At 63.1% G+C, this 23,846-nt stretch carries 22 protein-coding genes; 9 read left to right on the forward strand and 13 right to left on the reverse strand.

Translation table 11 applies throughout. The annotated features are described in order from the left end of the window. Positions 1-127: 127 nt before the first annotated feature. Together ACQ4OD_RS21445 and ACQ4OD_RS21450 are read left to right on the forward strand one after the other, a co-directional pair. Positions 128-469, forward strand: a complete 342-nt coding sequence (locus ACQ4OD_RS21445; protein WP_046857186.1) for a zinc ribbon domain-containing protein YjdM — start codon at positions 128-130, stop codon at positions 467-469. Positions 470-620: 151 nt separating this feature from the next. Then, positions 621-866, forward strand: a complete 246-nt coding sequence (locus ACQ4OD_RS21450; protein ID WP_038707330.1) for a PA4570 family protein — start codon at positions 621-623, stop codon at positions 864-866. 127 nt (positions 867-993) lie between these two features. Here the strand turns inward: ACQ4OD_RS21450 and ACQ4OD_RS21455 are convergent, their stop codons facing one another. The 5 genes from ACQ4OD_RS21455 to ACQ4OD_RS21475 all read right to left on the reverse strand — a co-directional run bounded on the left by ACQ4OD_RS21455 (position 994) and on the right by ACQ4OD_RS21475 (position 5,739). Then, entirely contained in the window at positions 994-1,611 is a 618-nt protein-coding gene (locus ACQ4OD_RS21455) for an FKBP-type peptidyl-prolyl cis-trans isomerase (RefSeq protein WP_110702505.1), read from the reverse strand. Positions 1,612-1,696: 85 nt separating this feature from the next. Beyond that, positions 1,697-2,002, reverse strand: coding sequence for a DUF6482 family protein (locus ACQ4OD_RS21460; protein WP_046857188.1), 306 nt, complete (start codon positions 2,000-2,002; stop codon positions 1,697-1,699). Between the two features lie 127 nt (positions 2,003-2,129). Further along, positions 2,130-2,618: a TIGR00645 family protein gene (locus ACQ4OD_RS21465; RefSeq protein WP_023631146.1), complete on the reverse strand. Its 489-nt coding sequence runs from the start codon at positions 2,616-2,618 to the stop codon at positions 2,130-2,132. A 180-nt stretch (positions 2,619-2,798) separates the two neighbouring features. Then, on the reverse strand, positions 2,799-3,137 hold the full coding sequence (locus ACQ4OD_RS21470) for a hypothetical protein (protein WP_023631147.1): 339 nt from the start codon (positions 3,135-3,137) through the stop codon (positions 2,799-2,801). Positions 3,138-3,300: 163 nt separating this feature from the next. Continuing rightward, positions 3,301-5,739, reverse strand: coding sequence for a Lon protease family protein (locus tag ACQ4OD_RS21475; protein ID WP_102683864.1), 2,439 nt, complete (start codon positions 5,737-5,739; stop codon positions 3,301-3,303). A gap of 254 nt (positions 5,740-5,993) precedes the next feature. Here ACQ4OD_RS21475 and ACQ4OD_RS21480 point away from each other — a divergent pair, with 254 nt between their 5' ends. From ACQ4OD_RS21480 to ACQ4OD_RS21495, 4 genes are all read left to right on the forward strand, one after another. Continuing rightward, positions 5,994-6,482, forward strand: a complete 489-nt coding sequence (locus ACQ4OD_RS21480; RefSeq protein ID WP_023630569.1) for a DUF3015 domain-containing protein — start codon at positions 5,994-5,996, stop codon at positions 6,480-6,482. A 77-nt stretch (positions 6,483-6,559) separates the two neighbouring features. Next, positions 6,560-8,413, forward strand: a complete 1,854-nt coding sequence (locus tag ACQ4OD_RS21485) for a DUF4105 domain-containing protein (protein ID WP_430944887.1) — start codon at positions 6,560-6,562, stop codon at positions 8,411-8,413. A 115-nt stretch (positions 8,414-8,528) separates the two neighbouring features. Then, positions 8,529-8,882 (forward strand): hypothetical protein, encoded by a 354-nt coding sequence (locus ACQ4OD_RS21490; protein WP_102683867.1) that lies wholly within the window; start codon positions 8,529-8,531, stop codon positions 8,880-8,882. 68 nt (positions 8,883-8,950) lie between these two features. After that, positions 8,951-9,445 carry a GreA/GreB family elongation factor gene (locus ACQ4OD_RS21495; protein ID WP_430944888.1) on the forward strand — a complete coding sequence of 165 codons (495 nt, stop codon included), beginning with the start codon at positions 8,951-8,953 and terminating at the stop codon, positions 9,443-9,445. A 56-nt stretch (positions 9,446-9,501) separates the two neighbouring features. Here the strand turns inward: ACQ4OD_RS21495 and gdhA are convergent, their stop codons facing one another. The 3 genes from gdhA to ACQ4OD_RS21510 all read right to left on the reverse strand — a co-directional run bounded on the left by gdhA (position 9,502) and on the right by ACQ4OD_RS21510 (position 13,396). Next, positions 9,502-10,842, reverse strand: coding sequence for an NADP-specific glutamate dehydrogenase (gene gdhA / locus ACQ4OD_RS21500; protein ID WP_139668531.1), 1,341 nt, complete (start codon positions 10,840-10,842; stop codon positions 9,502-9,504). A gap of 290 nt (positions 10,843-11,132) precedes the next feature. After that, positions 11,133-12,800, reverse strand: coding sequence for an energy-dependent translational throttle protein EttA (gene ettA, locus ACQ4OD_RS21505; RefSeq protein WP_038707327.1), 1,668 nt, complete (start codon positions 12,798-12,800; stop codon positions 11,133-11,135). Positions 12,801-13,003: 203 nt separating this feature from the next. After that, the gene (locus tag ACQ4OD_RS21510; protein WP_198755633.1) at positions 13,004-13,396 is read right to left on the reverse strand and encodes a hypothetical protein; all 393 of its coding nucleotides are present in this window, start codon (positions 13,394-13,396) and stop codon (positions 13,004-13,006) included. A 251-nt stretch (positions 13,397-13,647) separates the two neighbouring features. On the opposite strand from ACQ4OD_RS21510, the gene ACQ4OD_RS21515 reads away from it, so the two are divergent. Continuing rightward, positions 13,648-17,478, forward strand: a complete 3,831-nt coding sequence (locus ACQ4OD_RS21515) for a sensor domain-containing protein (protein WP_198755632.1) — start codon at positions 13,648-13,650, stop codon at positions 17,476-17,478. A gap of 201 nt (positions 17,479-17,679) precedes the next feature. Then, positions 17,680-18,933 (forward strand): serine hydroxymethyltransferase, encoded by a 1,254-nt coding sequence (gene glyA, locus ACQ4OD_RS21520; RefSeq protein ID WP_094010328.1) that lies wholly within the window; start codon positions 17,680-17,682, stop codon positions 18,931-18,933. 60 nt (positions 18,934-18,993) lie between these two features. On the opposite strand, the gene ACQ4OD_RS21525 is transcribed toward glyA, so the two are convergent. The 5 genes from ACQ4OD_RS21525 to ACQ4OD_RS21545 all read right to left on the reverse strand — a co-directional run bounded on the left by ACQ4OD_RS21525 (position 18,994) and on the right by ACQ4OD_RS21545 (position 23,093). After that, positions 18,994-19,293, reverse strand: coding sequence for a helix-turn-helix domain-containing protein (locus ACQ4OD_RS21525; RefSeq protein ID WP_198755631.1), 300 nt, complete (start codon positions 19,291-19,293; stop codon positions 18,994-18,996). After that, positions 19,290-19,625, reverse strand: a complete 336-nt coding sequence (locus ACQ4OD_RS21530) for a type II toxin-antitoxin system RelE/ParE family toxin (RefSeq protein WP_371918150.1) — start codon at positions 19,623-19,625, stop codon at positions 19,290-19,292. The genes ACQ4OD_RS21525 and ACQ4OD_RS21530 overlap by 4 nt, the downstream gene beginning before the upstream one ends. Before the next feature lie 134 nt (positions 19,626-19,759). Next, the gene (yjiA, locus tag ACQ4OD_RS21535) at positions 19,760-20,737 is read right to left on the reverse strand and encodes a GTPase (protein ID WP_198755630.1); all 978 of its coding nucleotides are present in this window, start codon (positions 20,735-20,737) and stop codon (positions 19,760-19,762) included. 78 nt (positions 20,738-20,815) lie between these two features. After that, positions 20,816-21,013, reverse strand: coding sequence for a YbdD/YjiX family protein (locus tag ACQ4OD_RS21540; RefSeq protein ID WP_008094130.1), 198 nt, complete (start codon positions 21,011-21,013; stop codon positions 20,816-20,818). 13 nt (positions 21,014-21,026) lie between these two features. After that, positions 21,027-23,093: a carbon starvation CstA family protein gene (locus ACQ4OD_RS21545; protein WP_139668524.1), complete on the reverse strand. Its 2,067-nt coding sequence runs from the start codon at positions 23,091-23,093 to the stop codon at positions 21,027-21,029. Positions 23,094-23,257: 164 nt separating this feature from the next. Here ACQ4OD_RS21545 and ACQ4OD_RS21550 point away from each other — a divergent pair, with 164 nt between their 5' ends. Beyond that, a complete protein-coding gene (locus tag ACQ4OD_RS21550) occupies positions 23,258-23,626 on the forward strand; it encodes a PilZ domain-containing protein (protein WP_139668522.1) in 369 nt (122 codons plus the stop codon). Positions 23,627-23,846 lie beyond the last annotated feature (220 nt).

A 23,846-nucleotide genomic window follows, 5' to 3' on the forward strand; every position in this document is an offset into this window, starting at 1 on the left:
AACCCCCCCCCCACCACAAAAACCTCGGGGTGGGGGATTGGTTTTCCCCCGCGATGCTTTTGTGCAGGAAATCACTAAACCCTATACAATGTGCGCCTTTACCCGCCTGTACTTGAAAGGAAAAGCCGTGAGCACTCTGCCACCCTGCCCCCAATGCAACTCCGAATACACCTATGAGGATGGCACCCAACTGATCTGCCCCGAATGCGCCCACGAGTGGTCGGCCAACGGCGAAGCCGAAGCCGCCAGCGACGACGTGGTGAAAAAGGATTCGGTCGGCAACGTCCTGCAGGACGGCGACACCGTTACCGTGATCAAGGATCTCAAGGTCAAGGGTTCGTCCCTGGTGGTCAAGGTCGGCACCAAGGTCAAGAACATCCGTCTGTGCGACGGCGACCACGACATCGACTGCAAGATCGACGGTATCGGCGCGATGAAACTCAAGTCCGAGTTCGTGCGCAAGGTCTGATCGCCTGCCCTTCGGGGCTGCCCAACGGGCGGCCCTGACAGATCCTGCAACAGGATCGCCGGGACCATTCGGAAGAATTCTTCCAATAGTCTCTTGCTATTTTGATAATAAGAATTATTCTCATTGGAACCGCTATCCAAGGAGAGTAGCCATGACCTATCTGATCGACGCCTGGCTCGACCGCCCCCACCCTTACCTGCGTATCCTGCATCGCGAGACTGGCGAAGTCTGCGCCGTGCTCGAGGAAGACGCGCTCGATGAACTGCGCGACCAGGGCGACCTGGACCTCATGGGGCTGAATTCGAGTGAGCCAGGAGTGCTCAAGGAGCTGGTGAGGAACCTGTTCCTGTTTTGCTATGCGCGGGCATTGCGCCCGGGGGGAACGGATTGGAACTGAATTTAGCAGGCCTGCCCCCATCGCCGGCAAGCCGGCTCCCACACTGATCGCAACGACCTAAGGTCTTGTGCTGTTCCTATGGGAGCGGGCTTGCCCGCGAATGGGCCGCAGAGCGGCCCCGAAGGTATTACAGAACGTCGAGCAGCTCGACGTCGAACACCAGGGTGCTGTGCGGCGGGATGCTGCCGACGCCCTGGGCGCCGTAGGCCAGTTCGCTCGGCACGTACAGGCGCCATTTGCTGCCGGCGTTCATCAGTTGCAGGGCCTCGGTCCAGCCGGCAATCACGCCGCCAACCGGGAATTCGGCAGGCTGGCCACGATCGTAGGAGCTGTCGAACACGGTGCCGTCGATCAGGGTGCCGTGGTAGTGAGTACGCACGTTGTCTTCGCGGGACGGCTTGGCGCCGTCGCCTGCGGTCAGCACTTCGTACTGCAGGCCCGAGGCCAGGGTCACGATGCCTTCACGCTTGGCGTTGTCAGCCAGGAATTCCTTGCCGGCGGCAGCGGCGGCTTCGGCCTTGGCAGCAGCTTCGGCCTGCATCACTTCACGGATGACCTTGAAGGCCGCCGACAGGTCTTCTTCGCTGACGCGGCTGTCGGCGCCGTTGAAGGCGTCGGTCAGGCCGGCGACGATGGCGTCCAGGTTGACGCCCGGTGGCGGGTTGTCGCGCAGCTGGCCACCCAGCTGACGGCCGATGCCGTAGCTGACGCGGGATTCGTCGGTGGACAGGATGAGTTCGGACATTGGCGTGCTCCGCTTGAGGGCGCACTGCATCCGCGCCCTGATGAAAAGGGCGAGCAGCCTAGCACACTGGCGCCGCGCGAAGCAGCTACCAGGCCGAACGCTGGGAAATCGGGACTTTGAGGTCTTCTTCCGGGTGCGTGCCCATGCCGCACATCTCGTCCTGCACGGACCAGTGCACCAGGTTCAGCGACAGCAGGGGGATCGATTGCAGAAGCAGGCGCGCATCCTCGACCGAATGCACGCGCAAGCGTTGACCACGCGGGTCGTCGAGTGGGTGGGCGCGGCCCTTGACCCGGGCCTCGAGCAGGTAATCACCGCCTTCGATGGCGATCAGGTTGAGTTCGTCGACATGGCCAGCCCTGGCCTCGGTATTGAGCTGATGCAGGTTCATGGGCGCACCTCGCTGCGGGAACCACGCATGAGTGCTCATTTTTTGTACAGACCTGCTAAAAGTACAAGCCACCATCCGTCAGGAGCTGAAAAGCATCGCGGGACTAGCCCGCGATGAGAGCAGACGATCAGTGCTTGGTGATGCGATCCAGGTAACCCATGACGAATGCCGAAATGACGAAGGTCATGTGGATGATCACATACCACATCAGGTAGTCGGTGGAGATGTTCTGCGCATCCATGAACACCCGCAGCAGGTGGATCGAGGAAATGGCGACAATCGACGCGGCGACCTTCATCTTCAACGACGAGGAATCCATCTTGCCCAGCCAGTTGAGCTTTTCCTTGCTCTCGTCAATGTCCAGCTGCGAGACGAAGTTCTCGTAGCCGGAGATCATCACCATTACCAGCAGGCCGCCAACCAGCGACATGTCGATCAGTGACAGGATCACCAGGATCAGGTCGGCTTCGGCGAGGGTGAAGACATTGGGCAGGACATGGATGATTTCCTGGAAGAACTTCAAGGCCAGTGCCAGCAGGCCCAGCGAGAGGCCGAAGTAGATCGGGGCGAGCAGCCAACGCGAGGCATACATCGCGTTTTCGAGGATACGTTCCATGGACAGTAGGGGACTCGTGAGGTGACTGGAAAAGCGAGCGCGAGTATATCCAGCCACCTGTGACAGCAAAAGCCTGCGGTCAGTTGCCGCAGGCCCGATACATCCTCGATACCCTATCGCCGACAAGCCGGCTCACACAGGTCAAGTGTGTGGCAGCTTGCGGGCAATGAGATCATTGGATCAGGTTTCGGGATGGAACTGATAATCCCCAAGGTTCCGGCAACGTTCACCATTGATCCGACGCAACTGCGCCTGCAGGTGCAGGCACCAGATCTGCGGATCTTCAGCGACCTGATAGCCATGAAGGGTAAGGCTGTCGACGATGGCGTTCATCACCGATTCGGCCACCATCGGCCCATGGAATGGGCCTTGGGCCTTGATCGCCGAGGGTTGTTCACCGGCCATGCCGGCGGCGAACAGCAAGGTCCACATGCCATTGTCCCCGGCCAGCGGACGGATGCTGCATTCGATGCGGGTCACCAGGCCCAGGCACTGGCGGGTGAGGCTGAGGTTGCGCATGGCGGCGTCCCCTCTGTAAAGCCCTGTTCAGCCTGAAACCATCAGGCTGTTTCCATCCTGAACCCTGACAACGTCCTTAAGTTCCACTGTAGCCGAGCCGAGGCGAAAGTTGGAAAACTGGCGCTGAACGGTAGCACTTAGCCTCCAGCGCCAGTTTATTGACTTAAGCGGGCTTGGCCTGGGCGATGACCTCCTCCAGGCGCTCTTTCTCGGCTTCCTTGATTTCTTCTTCGCTGATCATTTCGGCAATCACCCGCAAGCGCTCGACCACTCGGGCGTTGACACTGCCCTCGGCGAACTCGCCCTTGTCATCCATCTCACCAGCCTCCTCGCCAACCAGCAGGCTCAAGGCTTCGTCGGCCTGGCTTACGGCATAGACATGGAAGCGACCGGCCTCGACCGCCTGCACCACCCGCTCATCGAGCATCAGCGTAGCGACGTTGGCACGCGGGATGATCACCCCTTGCTCACCGGTCAGGCCACGGGCTTCGCAAAGACGGAAGAAGCCTTCGATCTTCTCGTTGACCCCACCGACCGCCTGCACCTCGCCAAACTGGTTGATCGAACCGGTAATGGCGAAACACTGCTTGAGCGGGGTGCGCGACAACGCCGAGATCAGCGTGCACGCCTCCCCCAGCGAGGCGCTGTCACCATCGACGTAGCCGTAGGACTGCTCCAACGCGATGCTCGCCGAGATCGCCAAGGGGAATTCCTGGGCATAGCGGCTGCCCAGGTAGCCGGTGAGGATCATCACACCCTTGGAGTGGATCGGCTGCCCCAGGTTGACCTCGCGCTCGATGTCGACGATGCCGCTGCCGCCCGGGTAGACGGTGGCAGAGATGCGCGCCGGCATGCCGAACGCCGAATCTCCGACCTCGAGCACGGTCAAGCCGTTGCACTTGCCGATTGCCGCGCCTTCGGTGTCGATCAGGATGATCCCGGCGAGCATGTCGTCGAGCACCCGCTGCGACACCCGTCCGGTGCGCTGGGCCTTGGCCTTGAGGGCCCGCTCGATGTGGCCGGCGTCGGTCATGCTCTCGCTGGCCAGCTGGCGGATGAAGTCGGCCTCGCTGACCAGCTGGAACAGGTCGCCGATACGCGCCGACAAGCGCGACTGGTTCTCGGCCAGGCGAGCGCTGTAGGTGGCCAGGCGTGCCACCGCATCGCTGGTCAGCGGCGCCATGCCTTCCTCGTTGGTGCGGGTGCGCAGCAACTGGGCGAACTGCTCCAGGTTCTCGTCGACCATGGGCATGTCTTCATCGAAGTCCACCAGCACCCGGAACATCTCCTGGAAATCCGGGTCATGGTCCTGCAGCGCGTAGTACAGCTGGCGCGAGCCGATGATCACCAGCTTGACGCTGAGCGGGATCACCTGCGGCGTCAGGCTCACGGTGGCGACACGGCCCAGTTCACCCAGCGGCGACTCCATCTTCAGTTTGCGCGACTGCAAGGCACGCTTGAGCGCGTCCCAGACAAAGGGCTCGCCGAGCATCTTCTCGGCTTCAAGAATCAGGAAGCCGCCATTGGCGCGGTGCAACGCACCGGCGCGAAGCTGGCGATAGGAGGTGTACAGCGCCCCCTGGTCGGTGCTGTATTCGATGCGACCGAACAGGTTGTCGTAGGTCGGATGCGGCTCGAACACCACCGGAGCTCCACCTTTGCCCGGGTGGCCGACCACCAGGTTGGGCGCGTACTGCTCCTCTAGCATCTTGCGCGCCACCGCGTCGGTCTTGCTGTCATCGACCAGTTGCTCGACCACGGTGCGCAGCAGGTTCAATTGCAGCGATTGCAGGTAGGCGCACACCGCGGCGTTTTCCGCGTACTTTTCCGACAGCGGCGCCAGCAGCGGCTGCAGGGCGAGGGTGATGGTCTCCTCGTTGAGCTGGCGCAACTGGTTGTTCGATTCACGTTTCCATTGCGGCAGGCTGGAGAGTTCTTCGTTCAGGCGCTCCTCGAGCTCGGCAATGTCTTCGTGGAAGCGCTCGCGCAACTCCTCAGGCAGTTGGGCAAATTCGGCTTCGTCCAGCGCCTTGCCATCGGCCATGGGGGTAAAGGCGACATTGCTGCTGTCGCGGTACAGCGCCACGTCCTTCTCCAGCGAGGCACGCTCGATCACGTCCAGCGCCCGGTCATAGCGCTGGTTGAAGGCGCGGTCGATGGCGCTCTTCTTCTGCTGGTAGGAAGGGTGCTCGAACACCGCCGGGAACGTGGCCAACAGGTTGTCGATCAGGCCGTTCATGTCGGCGAGGAACGCCTGGGCGCTGCCAGCCGGAAGTTCCAGCGCGCGTGGCTCGCGGGAGTCCTCGAAGTTGTTGACGTACAGCCAGTCGGCCGGGGTGTGCTGGCGCTTGCCCTCGGCCTTGAGGTAACGCTTGACGAAGGAGAACCGGCCCGTGCCGGGCTCGCCCATTACATACACGTTGTAACCGGGGCGCGGCATCGCCACGCCGAACTGCAGGGCCTCGACGGCACGCTCCTGGCCCAGCACACCACGAAACGGCTCCAGATCGTCGGTATTGGAAAAAGCAAACTGTTCAGCGGAGAAACGCCGGGTCAGGGCTTCTGGCGCGAGACGCAGGCGCGAGGCGACAGGATCGGGCATTGGGTTTCCTTACTTCGGCGGGGCGGATGAAAGGCATTCTGGCGCTGCCAGCGCGCAGCGGCAAGGCTCCGTGGGACTTTATGTCACAGCCCAAGCCAGGCAATCACGCAAGCAATTTTTCGCAATAAACAACGCAACCTTTGGATCGTGCCTAAACTCCAAGCTGCGCAGGGGGATGGAAATCCTCCCGCCCTGGCAACCGCGTTGCCAGAACCCTGACCATTGGTACGTCACTTGAGAAAGAGAACAACGCTATGAAACGGATTCTTCTGGGTACTCTGTTCGCCGCTGTCTCGATCAACGCCATGGCCGAAGCGCCAGGCGGCCCGAACTGCGGCTGGGGCAACCTGCTGTTCGAGGGCCAGCGCGGCACACCGGCCCACTTCCTGGCCTCCACCACCAACGGCACCTCCGGCAACGCAACCTTCGGCATGACCTCGGGCACCAACGGCTGCTCGACCAAGGCCGCACTCACCTATGGCGGCAAATCCTGGTTCGCCATGAACGGCATGATGAACGAGCTCTCCGAAGACATGGCCCAGGGCCAGGGCGAAGCCCTGACTACCTACGCCGTGGTCCTCGGTGTGGCGCCTGAAGACCGCGCGCATTTTGCCGCCGTCACCCACGAGCACTTCCAGCAGATCTTCAGCAGCGCCGACGTGACTGCCGAGACTGTCCACTCCAACACCCTGGCGGTGCTCAAGAGCGATCCGCAACTGGCCAAGTACGCCACCGAGGCCTGAGTACCACGCCTCCCGCCCCGGTACCGGGGCGGGTTTGGCGCTTCACCTTCGGCATCATCAGGATGTAGTTGCCCGACATGCTCAAACGCCTCGCTTCCCTGGCGCTGATTGTCAGCGCACCGCTTCATGCCACCCCACAGCTTGACCCGGCCCGCGTCCAGCAGTTGGCGGCCACGCCATACTGGATCGCCATCGGACACTACGAGACTGCCAAGCTTGGTGGTTGGCGCAGCTATGTGGACGACCCGCGCTTCTTTCTCGCCGAGGATGGCGCGCACCACCCGGATCAGGAGCTGCAGGCCACGGTCGCCGCGCTGTATGCCCCGGCCAGCCTGGGCGACAAGCACGCCCAGTGCGTGTTCCCCGCGCGGACCCGCTGGCTGCGCGAACAACTGGCCCTCACCGATCTGCCGAGCCCGGCCTGCCAGGAATTCGATACCTGGTACAAGTCGATCGACCCGCACAGCGCGGCGCTGATCTTCCCGGCGGCCTATCTCAACAGCCCGTCGTCGATGTTCGGCCATACGCTGCTGCGCATCGACCAGTCCAATACCCGGCGTGACGACACCACACTGCTAAGCTACGCGATCAACTTCGGCGCCTACATCGAGGGCAGCGACAACAGCATCCTCTATGCCTGGAAAGGCCTGATGGGCGGCTATCCCGGGCTGTTCGCGATGATGCCCTACCAGGAAAAGCTGTCCGAGTACCGCAGCCTGGAAAACCGCGACCTGTGGGAGTACCAGCTGGACCTGACGCCCGAAGAGACCGGGCGCATGGTCGAGCATGTGTGGGAACTCAAGCAGATCAAGTTCGACTATTTCTTCTTCGACGAGAACTGCTCCTATCGCCTGCTGGAGCTGTTGCAGGTGGCACGCCCCAGCCTGGACCTGACCTCGCAGTTCCCGCTGACCGCCATCCCTACCGACACCGTGAAGGCGGTGAAACAGTCCGGGCTGGTGGCGGACGTGCGCTACCGCCCGTCCCGCGAGCGTGAACTGCTGGCCCGTGCCGAGCCGCTGGACCATGAGGAAAAGCAGCAGGTGCTGGCCATCAGCGCCGACACCGCGCAGTTGCAAAGCCCCTCTTTCACCGCCCTGCCCCGCGACCGCCAGGCGCTGGTGCAGGATGCCGCCTATCGCCTGGAACGCTACCGCGCCAATGGCCAGGAACGCGATCCAGCCCAGGCCGGCCGCAGCTATGAACTGCTCAGGGCGATCAACCGCAACCCACCGCCGCCATTGCAGATCGAGCGGCCCGGCCTGCCGGAGGACGGCCACCAGTCGCGCACCTGGCAACTGGGGGTGGGGACCCGCGAGGACCGCGCCTACGCCGAGTATGGCCTGCGCATGGCGTACCACGACCTCAACGACAACATGGACAGTTTCCCCCTCGGCGCGCAGATCGAGATCCTGCAGTTCAAGCTGCGCCAGTACGAGGGCAACGACTGGCAGGTACAACGCCTGGACCTGGCCACCATCCGCTCGCTGACACCGCGCAACGAACTGCTCAAGCCCTGGTCGTGGCAAGTCGCCGGTGGCCTGGAACGCGTGCCGGGCAAGCATGACGACGAGGTGCTGGTCAGCCATGTCAACGGCGGCGCCGGCGGCACCTGGCAACTGGGTGACGACCTGCTGGGCTTCGCCTTGGGCACGGTGCGGGTCGAGCATCACAACGACTTCGCCGAATTCATCTCGCCCGCCGCCGGGTTCAATAGCGGACTGTTGTGGCGCAACCCGCTGGGCAACCTGACGCTTGAGGCAAAGGGTGATTTTTTCACCAACGGCGAAGTGCGGCGCAGCGTGAGCCTGAACCAGCAGTGGGAGATCAGCCGCGACCTGGGCTTGCGGTTGAGTGCCTCGCGACAGTTCAGCCACCTGGCCACAGCGCAGAACGAGGTGATGCTGGAGTTGAAGTGGTATCAGTACTGAGCACCTGGGCCGCTTTGCGGTCCCAGTCCCGGTGCAATCCTTCGACAGCGTTTTGACATCGTGCCAACAATTCCCGACCTAGACTTTGCGGTATCAATCCGAGGGTCCTGTGGTCATGTCGCGGTACTGGTTAGGCTTGTGCTTCTTGCTGCTGGCGGGTTGCGAAACCACCCATGAACAGATGGTCAACCAGGGCTACCCGCCCGCCTACGCCGACGGCTTTCAGGACGGTTGCAGCAGCGGTCGCCAGGCCGCCGGGCTGATGGCCGGGGACTTTCGCAAGGATGTCCCGCGCTACCTGCACAACCGCCAGTACGAAAGCGGCTGGGACGACGGCTTTCGCCAGTGCCACGCCATGCAGTCCAACGAAGACCTGCGCGAGTATCGCGAACGCTATTGGGACGAGCGTGACCGCGACTGGCAGCAAGAGAAGGATCAAGGCGCCGCACGCGCCTATCGCCGCAATTGACGTCGCAAACGGACAACTATTGAAACCCGCAGCCTGCCACCATGGTCTCCAGCACAAGGAGGCCAACCATGAGCCGAGCATTCGTCAATGAAGACCAGGCCGCCGCCCAGGCCAGCCAGCCGGTCGAGCGCCTGGTCAGCGATCAGCCCAACTACGTCACCGCCAACGGCCTGGCACAGTTGCAGCAGCGAGTGGCCGTGCTCAATGCATTGCGCGCCGAGCTGCAGGCCGAGGGCGATGCCGACAAGCAGCGGCTGGCCGATACCGAGCGCGACCTGCGCTATTTCACCGCCCGGGTACAGAGCGCGCAGGTGGTACCTGCTGCAACGTCCACGGAGAAGGTGCAGATCGGCAGCCAGGTGCGGTTCATCGATGAGCATGACCAGGAGCATCAGGTGCAACTGGTGGGCGAGGATCAGGCCGATGCCGCCCAAGGGTTGGTCAACTGGGGCTCGCCGCTGGGGCGGGCGCTTCTGGGGGCCGGGCCAGGCGATGAAGTGTTGTGGCGAAGGCCGGCGGGGGACCAGATGATCGAAGTGCTGGCCATTCTGGGTGAGTGCTGAAATCACCGGGGCCGCTTCGCGCCCCTTTCGGCGCGAAGCGGCCCCAAGTTATCGAATCAGACCACGCCCTGGGCCAGCATCGCGTCAGCTACCTTGACGAAGCCGGCGATGTTGGCGCCCTTGACGTAGTTGATGCTGCCATCGGCCTCTTCGCCATAGTGCACGCACGCATGGTGGATCGACTGCATGATGTGGTGCAGCTTGCTGTCCACCTCCCCGGCCGTCCACAGCAGGCGCATGGCGTTCTGCGACATCTCCAGGCCAGACACGGCCACGCCGCCGGCATTGGACGCCTTGCCCGGCGCGTACAGGATGCCGGCTTCGATGAAGATATCCACAGCCTCCAGGGTGGTCGGCATGTTGGCCCCTTCGGCCACGCAGATGCAGCCATTGCGCAACAGGGTACGTGCGTCTTCGGCGCCCAGTTCGTTCTGCGTCGCACACGGCAGCGCGATATCGCACGCCAGGTTCCAGGGCGCCTGGCCTTTGCGGAACTCCAGGCCGAACTGCTCGGCCAGCTCGCTGATGCGGCCGCGCTTGACGTTCTTCAGCTCCATCACGGCCTCCCACTGGGCGTCGGTCAGGCCGGCTTCGGCGTACAGCGTGCCTTCGGAATCGGACAGCGAGATCACCTTGCCGCCCAGGTCCATGACCTTGCGCGCCGCGTACTGGGCGACGTTACCGGAACCAGAGATCGCCACGCGGCGACCGTCGATGCGCTGGTCGCGGCGCTTGAGCATCTCTTCGGCGAAGTACACGCAGCCGTAGCCGGTGGCCTCCGGGCGGATCAGGCTGCCGCCATAGGTCATGCCCTTGCCGGTCAGCACCGAAGTGAACTGGTTGGCCAGGCGCTTGTACTGGCCGAACAGGAAGCCGATCTCGCGGGCACCGACGCCGATGTCACCCGCCGGCACATCCAGATCGGCGCCAATGTGGCGGTACAGCTCGCTCATGAACGCCTGACAGAAGCGCATCACTTCGGCGTCGCTCTTGCCCTTCGGGTCGAAGTCCGAGCCGCCTTTGCCGCCCCCCATGGGCAGCGAGGTCAGCGAGTTCTTGAACACCTGCTCGAAGGCCAGGAACTTGAGCACGCCCAGGTTGACCGACGGGTGGAAGCGCAGGCCGCCCTTGTACGGGCCGATGGCGCTGCTCATCTGGATGCGGTAGCCGCGGTTGACCTGGACCTTGCCCTGGTCGTCGACCCACGACACACGAAACAGCACGGCGCGCTCGGGTTCGACCATGCGTTCGAGAATGCCTGCCTGCAGGTAGTGAGGGTTGGCTTCTAGGAAAGGCCACAGGCTGCGCAGCACCTCCTCCACGGCCTGGTGGAATTCGGGCTGGGCCGGGTCGCGTTGTTGCAGTCGGGCCAGGAAATCGTCGACAGATTCGATCATGGTAGACATCTCACCAAGAGAGGGATTGTTTTTGGTTTTTTCGGGAATGTACCAAGAACCAATCGCACTGGAACAGGGCGCAATGTCGTTTTTATGAAATTAATTGGTGCGTTTTCTATAACTGTATACAAGTTTTTCACTGTACTCGTGAAAGCGCACTTGCCCCCTGCTCTCCTGTAACGCAGCAACCGCGGGGCAAGCCCGCTCCCACGCCAGCCATCCCAGTGCCTGTACGCCGGGCACAAAAATGGGGCCCCTGAGGGCCCCATCGTTGTGCAGCGAAAACCGGCTTACTGGGCCAGTTTCTTGTGACGCACGCGGTGCGGCTGGGCAGCAGCGTCGCCCAGGCGCTTCTTGCGATCGGCTTCGTACTCGGTGTAGTTGCCTTCGAAGAACACCACGCTGGAGTCGTCTTCGTACGCCAGGATGTGGGTGGCCACACGGTCCAGGAACCAACGGTCGTGGGAAATCACGATGGCGGCGCCCGGGAAGTCCAGCAGGGCTTCCTCCAGCGAACGCAGGGTTTCGACGTCGAGGTCGTTGGACGGTTCGTCGAGCAGCAGGACGTTACCGCCCTCCTTCAGGGTCAGGGCCAGGTGCAGGCGGCCACGCTCACCACCGGAGAGGTCCTTGACGAACTTCTGCTGGTCGCCGCCCTTGAAGTTGAAGCGGCCGACGTAGGTGCGCGACGGGATCTCGTAGCTGCCGATGCGGATCTGGTCGGAGCCGTCGGAGATCTGCTGGAACACGGTCTTGCTGCCGTCCAGGTCCTCGCGGCTCTGGTCGACGCAGGCCAGCTGCACGGTTTCACCGATCTCGATGCTGCCCGAGTCCGGCTGCTCCTTGCCCATCAGCATGCGGAACAGGGTCGATTTACCGGCACCGTTACCACCGATCACGCCAACGATGGCGCCCTTGGGCATGGCGAACGACAGGTTGTCGATCAGCACGCGATCACCGTAGCCCTTGGTGACGTTCTTGAACTCGATGACCTTGTCGCCCAGGCGCGGACCTGCCGGGATGTAGATCTCGTTGGTCTCGCTGCGCTTCTGGAACTCCTGCGACTGCATCTCTTCGAAGCGCTGCAGACGGGCCTTTGACTTGGACTGGCGGGCCTTGGCGCCTTTGCGCACCCACTCCAGTTCCTCTTTCATGGCCTTCTCGTGGGCGCTCTGCTGCTTGGATTCCTGCGCCAGACGGTCCGACTTGGCTTCCAGCCAGCCCGAATAGTTGCCTTCGTACGGGATGCCGGCGCCGCGGTCCAGCTCGAGGATCCAGCCGGCGACGTTGTCGAGGAAGTAACGGTCGTGGGTGATCGCCACCACGGTGCCGGGGAAGTCGTGCAGGAAGCGCTCCAGCCAGGCTACCGAGTCAGCATCCAGGTGGTTGGTCGGTTCGTCCAGCAGCAGCATGTCGGGGGCCGACAGCAGCAGGCGGCACAGGGCCACGCGGCGCTTCTCGCCACCGGACAGGTGCTCGATCTTCGCCTCCCAGGCCGGCAGGCGCAGGGCATCGGCGGCGACGTCCAGCTGGCGCTCGAGGTTGTGGCCGTCGGCGGCCTGCAGGATGGCCTCGAGCTTGGCCTGTTCGGCGGCCAGCTTGTCGAAGTCGGCATCCGGGTCGGCGTAGGCGGCGTAGACCTCATCCAGGCGAGCCTGGGCGTCCTTGATCACGCTGACCGCTTCCTCGACCACTTCACGCACGGTCTTGCTCGGGTCCAGCTGCGGCTCCTGGGGCAGGTAGCCGACGTTGATGTCGGGCATCGGACGGGCTTCGCCGTCGAATTCCTTGTCGACGCCCGCCATGATCCGCAGCAGGGTCGATTTACCCGCGCCGTTCAGGCCCAGCACTCCGATCTTGGCGCCCGGGAAGAACGACAGGGAAATGTTCTTGAGAATTTCCCGCTTCGGCGGCACGACCTTGCTCAGCCGATGCATGGTGTAGACGTATTGAGCCAAAACCAAGCCCTCTATCAGATAGGTAAAGACACGCGCCCCGGCATTGGCCAGGGGATGTGATTACGGGGTCATTGAACAAAGTGGGCCATTCTACGCCAAGTCGCGGCGTTGCACAGATGAGGTAGATGGCGGGACCGCTCGGCGGCCTTCGCGGGGCAAGCCCGCGCCCACGCCGGCACGGGTGGGGCGGGCTTGGCGCGGGCTCAGACGTGCGACTGCCTGGCCTTGCCACGTGGCAGGCGGCAACGGTCCGACTGCTCGGCCAGGCGCGCGGCCCAGGCGGACTTGACGCTGAAGCCGCCACTGCAGGCAGGTTTGCCAGCCGGCTTGCTCACGGCCTTGGCAGGCGCGGCAGTGGGCTTGGCGGTGGGTTGAGCGGCAACCTGTGCGACCGGCTCGGCGGCAGCCTTGGCCGATTTGCGCAACTCGGCCAGCGACGGCGTCTTGTTGGCACTGGCGGCAGCCGCGTCCGGCTTGGCCAGCGAGCGCTGGCAGGTCTTGCAGGATACGTCCTCGGCCACGGCAGTGCTGACCAGCGTCTCACTGCTACGCCCGCAGGCGGAATCGAGGCCATTGGTGGAATAGTGGGTAACCAAAACCGTACATCTCCGATGCGTTGACTATGAAGCGGGCGGCATTCTCGCACAGGTTGCAGGGACTTGCCGAACCGGCATGACCAACTGCCGCCCGACATCGGACATGCGGACTGGCACTTTGCCATATTTGAAGGCATGCTAGTCGGCTTCCCGCATGCGTCTTATAGTGCGCCCAGCAACCACGGCACGGGCCGTGCATGCCGCGAGAACGCAACCCCTGCCATCGTCAGCCCAATCGCAGGACCCAACGCTTGACCAATCTCACGCAACCGTCATCCCTGCGTCCTGCCGATTCCACGGCCGGCACACACCTGCGTGGCTCGCTCAAGGGGGCTTTGGCCCTGCTCGCCCTGGTTCTGCTGGGTCTGCTGCTATGGCAACTGTTCGCCCAGTTCCGCCATACCCAAGACGACCTGCGCCAGCAAAGCCTGGCCACCAGCGCCGAACTGGCCGACCACCTGAGCCTGAACATGGCGCTGAAGGCCCAGCAATCGTTGAACCTGGTCCAGCCCTACGTCAAACCTCCGGCGCCTGCCGCCCTGCCAAGCCTGCTCGCCACCTTGCAGGCCCGCCTGCCGGCCCTGCGCGACCTGGCCTGGCTTGACGCCACCGGGCAGGTGCGCAGTGACACCCTCGCTGGCTCACCCGACCGTCAGCTGATTGACGACCTGCTGCAACTGAACCAGGGCCGTGCATTTTTCTATGGCAACGATGCCGACAATCAGCGGGTCTACCTGCTGCTGCGCCAGCCGACCGAGCAAGATCGCGGGTACTGGTTGCTGCGCCTGAGCCCCGACTACTACCAGGAGCTGACCCGTCATCTTGACGGCCCCACCCATCCCTTGTGGCTGCTGGAAAACAGCCGCAGCGGCGCGGTCATCGAGCGCCATGGGGACCGGCAGACCAGCGAAGAGCCTCTGCAAAGCGTGATGCTTGCCTTCATCGACAACAGCACCTGGCAACTGCGTGGCCTGTTCGATGCCGGCCTGGCCCGCGACAGGCTGCTGCCGGCGCTGCTCGGCAAATGCGTGCTGGTGCTGTTCTGCGCACTGCTGCCGGTGCTGGCGCTGATCAACATGCGCCGCCGCCAACGCGCCTTGCAGGAAGACCGCCGGCGTTACCAGGAAATTTTCGAGGGCACCGGCGTGGCCCTGTGCGTGCTCGATCTTTCGAGCCTGCCGGGGCAGCTCGACCGCTACCACCTGCGCAACCGCGCCGCGCTCAAGCAGAGCCTGGCCCTGGACACCAAGCTGCGCCGCTCGCTGCTCACGGAGCTGAAGATCACCGAGATCAACCAGGTGGCCCGCCAACTGCTCAACGTCGACTGCCACGAAGGCGCCTGGCAGCGCCTGATCGATGGCAGTGGCGACGGCCGCGACAGTGTCGGCATGCAGTTGATCGACGCGTTGATCGAAGAGCGCCCGCAGCTCGAGCTGGAGGTGCGCCTGCCGGCCCCGCTGGGCGGCGAACTGCACTTGTGGCTGATGGCCCGCCTGCCACAGCAGCGTCGCGACTACCAGGCAGTGATCCTGAGTATCAGCGACATCACCAGCCGCAAGCAGGTGGAGCTGTCGCTGCTCGAACGCGAGGGCTTCTGGTCGGACGTGGTACGCACCGTGCCCGACCAACTCTACGTGCAGGACGTTGACAGCCAGCGGATGATCTTCAGCAACCGCCACCTTGGCCAGACCCTGGGTTACGACCGCGCGGAACTGGCGCAGATGGGCGACCGCTTCTGGGAGATGCTCCTGCATCCCGGCGACGCCGAGCACTACCGCGACCTGCGCCAGCAGCAGCGTGACACCGGCTACGGCCAGTCACTGCACTGCCAGCTGCGCTTCCGCCACCGCGATGGCGGCTGGCGTTGCTACGACATCCGCGAGCAGGTGCTGACCCGCGACAGTGAAGGCCTGGTCACGCGCATCATCGGCGTGGGCAAGGATGTCACCGTGCAGATCGAGGCCAGCGAGTCCCTGCGCGACAGCGAACAGCGCTACCGCATGCTCGCCGAGAGCATCAGCGACGTGATCTTCTCCACCGACAGCCAGCTGCAGCTCAACTATGTCAGCCCTTCGGTGCAGGCGGTGCTTGGCTACCAGGCCGACTGGATCTTCGCCAACGGCTGGCAGTCGATCATTGCCAACCCGGCCCAGCTCAGCGGTGTCTACAACCTGCTCGAGCGCGTCAGCCAGGTGCTGGACGACAGCACGCAATTGGCCCAGTTACGCAGCACCCTGCCTACGCAGTTGTTCCTGTTCGACTGCCTGCGCGCCGACGGCCGCAAGATCCCCATCGAGCTGCGCCTGGTGCTGGTGTGGGACGAACACGAGCGCTTCGAGGGGGTGCTCGGCGTGGGCCGCGACATCAGCCAGCAACGCCGGGCCGAAAAAGACCTGCGCATGGCCGCGACCGTGTTCGAGCACTCCACCTCGGCGATCCTCATCACCGACCCGGCCGGCTATATCGTCCAGGCTAACGAAGCGTTCACCCGCGTCAGCGGCTATGCCGTGGCCGAGGTGCTCGACCAGCTCCCCGGCATGCTCACCGTCGAGCAGCAACAGAACGCCCAGCAAGGCTACGTGCTCAAGCAACTGAGCCAGCGCGGCAGCTGGGAAGGTGAGGTCTGGCTGAAGCGGCGCAACGGCGAACACTATCCGGCGTGGGTAGGCATCACTGCGGTGCTCGACGATGAAGGCGACCTGGCCAGCTATGTGTGCTTCTTCACCGACATCAGCGAACGCAAGGCCAGCGAGCAGCGCATCCACCGTCTGGCCTACTACGACGCCCTCACCCACCTGCCCAACCGCACGTTGTTCCAGGACCGCCTGTACACGGCCCTGCAACAGGCCGAGCGGCAGAAGGCCTGGGTAGTGCTGATGTTCCTCGACCTCGACCGCTTCAAGCCGATCAACGACTCCCTTGGCCATGCGGCGGGCGATCGCATGCTCAAGGACATGGCCGAGCGCCTGCTGGCCTGCGTCGACGACGACGACACCGTGGCGCGCATGGGCGGCGACGAATTCACCCTGCTGCTGCAGCCCAAGGCCAGCCGCGAGCAGGCGCTCAACCGCGCCATCCATGTCGCCGAGCACATCCTCGACGGGCTGGTCACTCCCTTCGTCCTGGAAAACCGCGAATTCTTCGTCACCGCCAGTATCGGCATCGCCCTGAGCCCCCAGGATGGCAGCGAGCTCAGCCAGCTGATGAAGAACGCCGACACGGCCATGTACCACGCCAAGGAGCGCGGCAAGAACAACTTCCAGTTCTACCAGGCGGACATGAACGCCAGCGCCCTGGAGCGCCTGGAGCTGGAGAGCGACCTGCGCCATGCCCTGGAGCAGAACGAGTTCATCCTCTATTACCAGCCGCAGTTCAGCGGCGACGGCAAACGCCTGACCGGTGCCGAGGCGCTGCTGCGCTGGCGTCACCCAACCCGCGGCCTGGTGCCGCCGGGCGACTTCATCCCGGTGATCGAGGAACTGGGCCTGGTGGTCGACGTCGGTGACTGGGTGCTGCGCGAGGCCTCCCGCCAGCTCAAGGCCTGGCACCAGCAGAAAGTGCGGGTACCCAAGGTGTCGGTGAACATTTCCGCCCGGCAGTTCTCCGACGGCCAGCTGGGCACCCGCATCGCCACCATCCTCGATGAAACCGGGCTGCCGCCGGCGTGCCTGGAGCTGGAACTGACCGAAAGCATCCTGATGCGCGAGGTCAACGAGGCCATGCAGATCCTCGACAGCCTGAAGAACCTGGGCCTGAGCATCGCGGTCGACGACTTCGGCACCGGCTACTCGTCGCTCAACTACCTCAAGCAGTTCCCCATCGACGTACTGAAGATCGACCGTACCTTCGTCGATGGCCTGCCCGAAGGCGAGCAGGACGCGCAGATCGCCCGGGCGATCATTGCCATGGCCCACAGCCTCAATCTCGCGGTAATCGCCGAAGGGGTTGAGACCCACGAGCAGCTGGAGTTTCTGCGCGAGCACGGTTGCGACGAGGTGCAGGGCTACCTGTTCGGCCGGCCGATGCCGGCCAACCAGTTCGAGGCACAGTTCAGCAACGAGACGTTGTTCATGTTCCAGTAGTCGCTGCGCGGGCCCTTCGCCCCCACGCAGACCTCTTAAGAGCCTGGAAAAAACCGGACCTAGAAGTCAACTCCAGCCCAGTCGCCACGCGGCCTGCAACATGAAGCCCATTGGTCCGCGACTTGATGCCACTTCATATGCCAGCGGCGAATCAATCGGTTAGAATGCTCCCCCAATTCTGCCCGATCCTTGAGGACCGCCATGTTCAGCCGTGATTTGACCATTGCCAAGTACGACGCCGAGCTCTTCGAAGCCATGCAGCAAGAAGCCCTGCGCCAGGAAGAGCATATCGAGCTGATCGCTTCGGAAAACTACACCAGCCCGGCGGTCATGGAGGCCCAGGGTTCGGTTCTGACCAACAAGTACGCCGAAGGCTACCCAGGCAAGCGCTACTACGGTGGTTGCGAGTACGTCGACGTCGTCGAGCAGCTGGCCATCGACCGCGCCAAGGAGCTGTTCGGCGCCGACTACGCCAACGTCCAGCCGCACGCCGGTTCCCAGGCCAATGCCGCCGTCTACCTGGCCCTGCTGTCGGCCGGTGACACCATCCTGGGCATGAGCCTGGCCCACGGCGGCCACCTGACCCACGGTGCCAGCGTTTCCTCCTCGGGCAAGCTGTACAACGCCATCCAGTACGGCATCGACGCCAACGGCCTGATCGACTACGACGAAGTCGAGCGCCTGGCTGTCGAGCACAAGCCGAAGATGATCGTTGCCGGCTTCTCCGCCTACTCGCAAGTGCTGGATTTCCCACGCTTCCGCGAAATCGCCGACAAGGTCGGTGCCTACCTGTTCGTCGACATGGCCCACGTGGCCGGCCTGGTCGCCGCTGGCGTATACCCGAACCCTGTGCCGTTCGCCGACGTGGTCACCACCACCACCCACAAGACCCTGCGCGGTCCACGTGGCGGCCTGATCCTGGCCCGTGCCAACGCCGACATCGAGAAGAAGCTGAACTCCGCCGTCTTCCCGGGCGCCCAAGGCGGCCCGCTGGAGCACGTAATCGCCGCCAAGGCGATCTGCTTCAAGGAAGCCCTGCAGCCTGAGTTCAAGGCCTACCAGCAGCAGGTCGTGAAAAACGCCCAGGCCATGGCCAGCGTGTTCATCGAGCGTGGCTTCGACGTCGTCTCCGGCGGCACCGAGAACCACCTGTTCCTGCTGTCGCTGATCAAGCAGGAAATCTCCGGTAAGGACGCCGACGCCGCCCTGGGCAAGGCCTTCATCACCGTCAACAAGAACTCGGTGCCGAACGACCCACGTTCGCCGTTCGTCACTTCGGGCCTGCGTTTCGGCACCCCAGCCGTCACCACCCGTGGCTTCAAGGAAGCCGAGTGCCGCGAACTGGCTGGCTGGATCTGCGACATCCTGGCCGACCTGAACAACGAAGCGGTGATCGACGCCGTGCGTGAAAAGGTCAAGGCCATCTGCAAGAAGCTGCCGGTGTACGGCAACTGATTGGCAGACGCCTGAAATGAAGAAGCCCGGCCTTGTGCCGGGCTTTTTCATGTTTGTGCTTCATCGGGCTGGTGAGACATCCGGCACGAGACGTATTTCCACGCGCTGCCCCAAGGCCCTGGCTGCGCTGGCCAGTGTTGCCAAGGTCATGCCAGCGTCAGTCTGATCCAAGGCTCGATCGACCGCCGCCCGGCTGGTGTGCATACGCTCGGCCAAGGCCTTCTTGCTGATCTTTTGCTGCTTCATCGCCTGCGTCAGTTGCCAGGCGATCACCCGTTTCAGCGCAGCCGCCGTGACCTCTTCGAGGATGCCCTCTTCGGCGAGAAAATCATCGAAGTTCGAACCGATATGCGGGTTCATGTAGTTGACCTCCGTAAGCTGGCCTTGCGTTGCCTGGCCAGAGCCAGATCTGCTGAAGGCGTTTTCTGGCTTTTCTTGATGAATCCATGGAGCATGAACATCACGCCATCCATGATCGTGAACAGTACACGGGCAACGACATGCCCCATGTCGATACGGATTTCCCAAAGCCCGTGCTCCAGCTTTCTGACCAAGGGCATGCCAAGTGGCCATCCCAACTGAACGGTCTTGATTTCCATGCCAATCAGATAGCGTTCTTCACGTGCCAAGCCCTTTAGCCACTCCCTCACGGGCTCATTACCCGACGCACTACGGAAGAACTGCACCTTTATTTTTAGATCCGACGCGGCCAAGTGTACCAAAAAAAGTACATCCTGCAAGCGGCCACCTCGACTGGCCTGATCGCTGAAACGAGGCCAAAAAAATGCCGCCTTACGGCGGCATCGAACAGTCGGCTGTATCTCAATCAGGCGTGGCTCAAAGCTTCGAAACCAGACCGAATCCTTTCTTCCGGCAGCTCATCGGCAATGAACACCATCACGCTTTCCCGCAGCTCGCCTTCCTTCCACTCGGCGTCCCAGTCGAAGCCGTACAGCTTCAGCACTCCCTGGAACACCAAACGGCGATCTTCACCTGCGATATTCAACACGCCCTTGTAGCGCAACAGCTGCTTGCCGTGCTGCTCCAGCAGCTCGTTCATGAAGTCGCTGAGCCGATCGATATCCAACGGCGTTTCAGTGCGCAGCACCAGCGTCGAAATGCGATCCGGGGTGGCGGGTTTGAGGACCGGGCGCAAGCTGGGCCCGGGGCTGATGCCCAGGTCCGGGTTGAGGTTGAACCCCCGCACATCGAGCAGCTCGGCCAAGTCGATACGCCCATGCTCGACCACGCGGATCGCCGCCCGGCCATTGATGCGCGCCAGGCGCTCGCGCAGGGCATCGACCACCTGCGGCTCGACCAGATCGGTCTTGCTCAGCAGCAGGCGGTCGGCAAAGCCGACCTGGGCCTGGGCGATGGCCTGGGTCAGGTGCAGTTCGGCGTGGGCGGTGTCGACCAGGGTGATGATGCCATCGAGGATATAGCGCTCGCGCAGCTCTTCGTCGATGAAGAAGGTCTGTGCCACGGGTGCAGGGTCGGCGAGACCCGTGCACTCGATCACCAGGCGATCGAAGGCGATCTCGCCGGCGTCCAGGCGTTCGAGCAGCAGGTACAGGGCACGGGTCAGGTCGCCATGGATGCTGCAGCACACACAGCCGTTGGCCAGGGTCATCACCTGCACCGGTTCATCGCCCAGCAGTTGGCTGTCGATGCCTGCCTCGCTGAACTCGTTCTCGATCACGGCGAGCCTCAGGCCGTGCTCGGCCTTGAGCATATGTTTGAGCAGGGTGGTCTTGCCGGCGCCGAGAAAGCCGGTCAGCACGGTAACGGGAATCGGCGTTTGCACGCGGTTGTCTCCTGCAGCTGAAAATGAAAGTGGGAGCCCGGTTGCCCGGGCTCCCACTGGTTCATGCGTGTCGCGGGTTCAACAGCACTTGGGCCCGGACTTGCCACCATAACGCGCTTCCTGGCGCTCGCGGAAGAACGCCTCGTAGCTCATCACCGGCTTGTCCGGGTGCTTGGTCTGCATGTGCTCGACATAGTTGTCGTAATCGGGCATGCCGACCATCAGGCGGGCGGCCTGCCCCAGATACTTGCCCAGTCGACCCAGGTCGTTGAACATCGCGGCATTCCTCTCAAGCGTCAGGCAAAGCCTGGAACGGGGTTTCCTTGTCGCTGCGCTCCTTGCGGCCCCAGGCGGCATAGCCGACCTTGAGGGCGAAGAACAGGATGCTGAACACCACCACCAGGAACAGGATCGTCAGGCCGGCGTTGGTGTAGGCGTTGAAGATCACATGCTGCATCTGGCCGATGTCCTTGGCAGGCGCCAGCACCTGGCCGGCGTCCAGCGCGGTGCTGTACTTCTTGGCCAGGGCCAGGAAGCCCACAGCCGGGTTCGGGTCGAACAGCTTGATCAGGCCCGCGGCGGTGGTGCAGATCAGCAGCCATACCGCAGGTACCAGGGTGACCCAGATGTAGCGTTGACGCTTCATCTTGATCAGTACCACGGTGCCAAGCATCAGGGCGATACCGGCCAGCATCTGGTTGGAGATACCGAACAGCGGCCACAAGGTGTTGATCCCCCCCAGCGGATCGATCACGCCTTGGTACAGCAGGTAGCCCCACATCGCCACGCAACCGGCGGTCGCGAGCAGGTTGGCCCCCCACGACTCGGTGCGCTTGAGCGCCGGGACGAAGCTGCCCAGCAGGTCCTGTAGCATGAAGCGCCCGGCACGGGTACCGGCGTCCACGGCGGTGAGGATGAACAGTGCCTCGAACAGAATGGCGAAGTGGTACCAGAACGCCATGGTGTTCTCACCCGGCAGCACCTGGTGAAGGATTTGCGCGATACCGACCGCCAGTGTTGGCGCACCACCGGCACGAGCCAGGATGGTGTGCTCCCCGATGTCACGGGCGACCGCCTCCAGTTGCTCGGGGGTAATCAGGAAGCCCCAGCTGCTGACGGTCTGCGCCACCGAGGCGACGTCGGCACCGACCACTGCGGCCGGGCTGTTCATGGCGAAGTACACGCCAGGCTCGATCACCGAGGCGGCAACCATGGCCATGATGGCGACGAACGACTCCATCAGCATGCCGCCGTAGCCGATGTAACGGGCGTTGGTTTCGTTGTCCAGCAGCTTGGGCGTGGTCCCCGAGGAGATCAGCGCGTGGAAGCCGGACACCGCGCCGCAGGCGATGGTGATGAACAGGAACGGGAACAGGGTGCCCTTCCAGACCGGGCCGGTACCGTCGGTGAACTGGGTCAGCGCCGGCATCTTCAGCTCGGGCGCGATGATCAGGATACCGATGGCCAGGCCGACGATCGTGCCGATCTTGAGGAAGGTCGACAGGTAGTCGCGCGGCGCCAGTACCAGCCACACCGGCAGCACCGCGGCGACGAAACCGTAGCCCACGAGCATCCAGGTGATCTGCACGCCAGTGAAGGTGAACGCCGGGCCCCACACCGGATCCGCGGCGATCTGGCCCCCCAGCCAGATCGACAGCAGCAGCAGGACCACGCCGACGATGGAGATTTCACCAATGCGGCCCGGGCGGATGTAGCGCATGTAGATGCCCATGAACATCGCGATCGGGATGGTCGCGATCACCGTGAACATGCCCCACGGGCTCTCGGCCAGGGCCTTGACCACGATCAGCGCCAGCACCGCGAGGATGATGATCATGATCAGGAAACAACCGAACAGGGCGATGGTGCCGGGAATGCGGCCCATCTCCTCACGGACCATGTCGCCCAGCGAGCGGCCGTTGCGACGGGTGGAGAGGAACAGGACCATGAAATCCTGCACCGCGCCGGCCAGCACCACGCCGGCGATCAGCCACAGCGTGCCGGGCAGGTAGCCCATCTGCGCGGCGAGCACCGGGCCCACGAGCGGGCCCGCGCCGGCGATGGCGGCGAAGTGGTGGCCGAAGAGGATGTGCTTGTTGGTCGGGACGTAGTCCAGGCCATCGTTGTTGAGTACCGCGGGCGTGGCCCGGCGGGGGTCGAGCTGCATCACCTTGGTGGCGATGAACAGGCTGTAGTAACGGTAGGCAACCAGGTAGATGGCCACTGCCGCGACCACGATCCACAAGGCGTTGATCGCCTCACCGCGACGCAGGGCAACCACACCCAGCGCGCAGGCCCCTATGACTGCCAGCGCCAGCCACGGAATGTGGCGTAGCAGGCTATTATTGTTGTTCATGGTTTACTTCCAGCTGGTGGATTGGAAAGACCGCCCATCGAGTCTAGGGCCAGTCAAGACGCATTGCCACACTTGCTTTGGTCTAGAGCCTCTGCGGCCAGATTGCCGTACCTGATGCACATACCAAACTCACTATAGTCAGGATGTCACCCGGAGAAACCAGCATGAACGCCCACGACGAACGCCGCCGCTTCCAGCGCATCGCCTTCGATGCCCCTACCGAACTGCGCCAGGGCGAACGTCGCTGGCTGGTGAAACTGCTGGACCTGTCGCTTAAGGGCTTGCTGGTAGAGCGCCCAAGCCCCTGGGATGCCGACCCCACCCAGGACTTCGACGCGATCATCCACCTCGACGACAAGAAAACCCAGGTCAGGATGCAGGTCGAACTGCGCCACGACGAGTCCGCCCGGCTGGGTTTTATCTGCCTGTTCATAGATGTCGATTCGATGACTCATCTGCACCGTCTTGTGGAATTGAACCTGGCAGACAGCACCGAAATGATGCGTGAGCTGCGCGAACTCATCGAAGATTGATATCTCTTAGCTTGCTAATGATCTGGCTGTGACAGCTTTCTTGTCCAGCCAGACAGCTTTCCTGCCATTACCAGCCTCTTTGTACACACCCCTCTGGAACAGTCTCTCGCAGGTTGGAACGTAATGTGCATCCAGGTTTCAGGCACCTTGGACGCACCCGTTACGGCGCTACAATCAAAACTTTGTATACAATTTTAGTGGCAATTATTTGCACTAGTTG

It is taken from the genome of Pseudomonas sp. WC1, from assembly GCF_050586565.1.
Taxonomy (GTDB): domain Bacteria; phylum Pseudomonadota; class Gammaproteobacteria; order Pseudomonadales; family Pseudomonadaceae; genus Aquipseudomonas.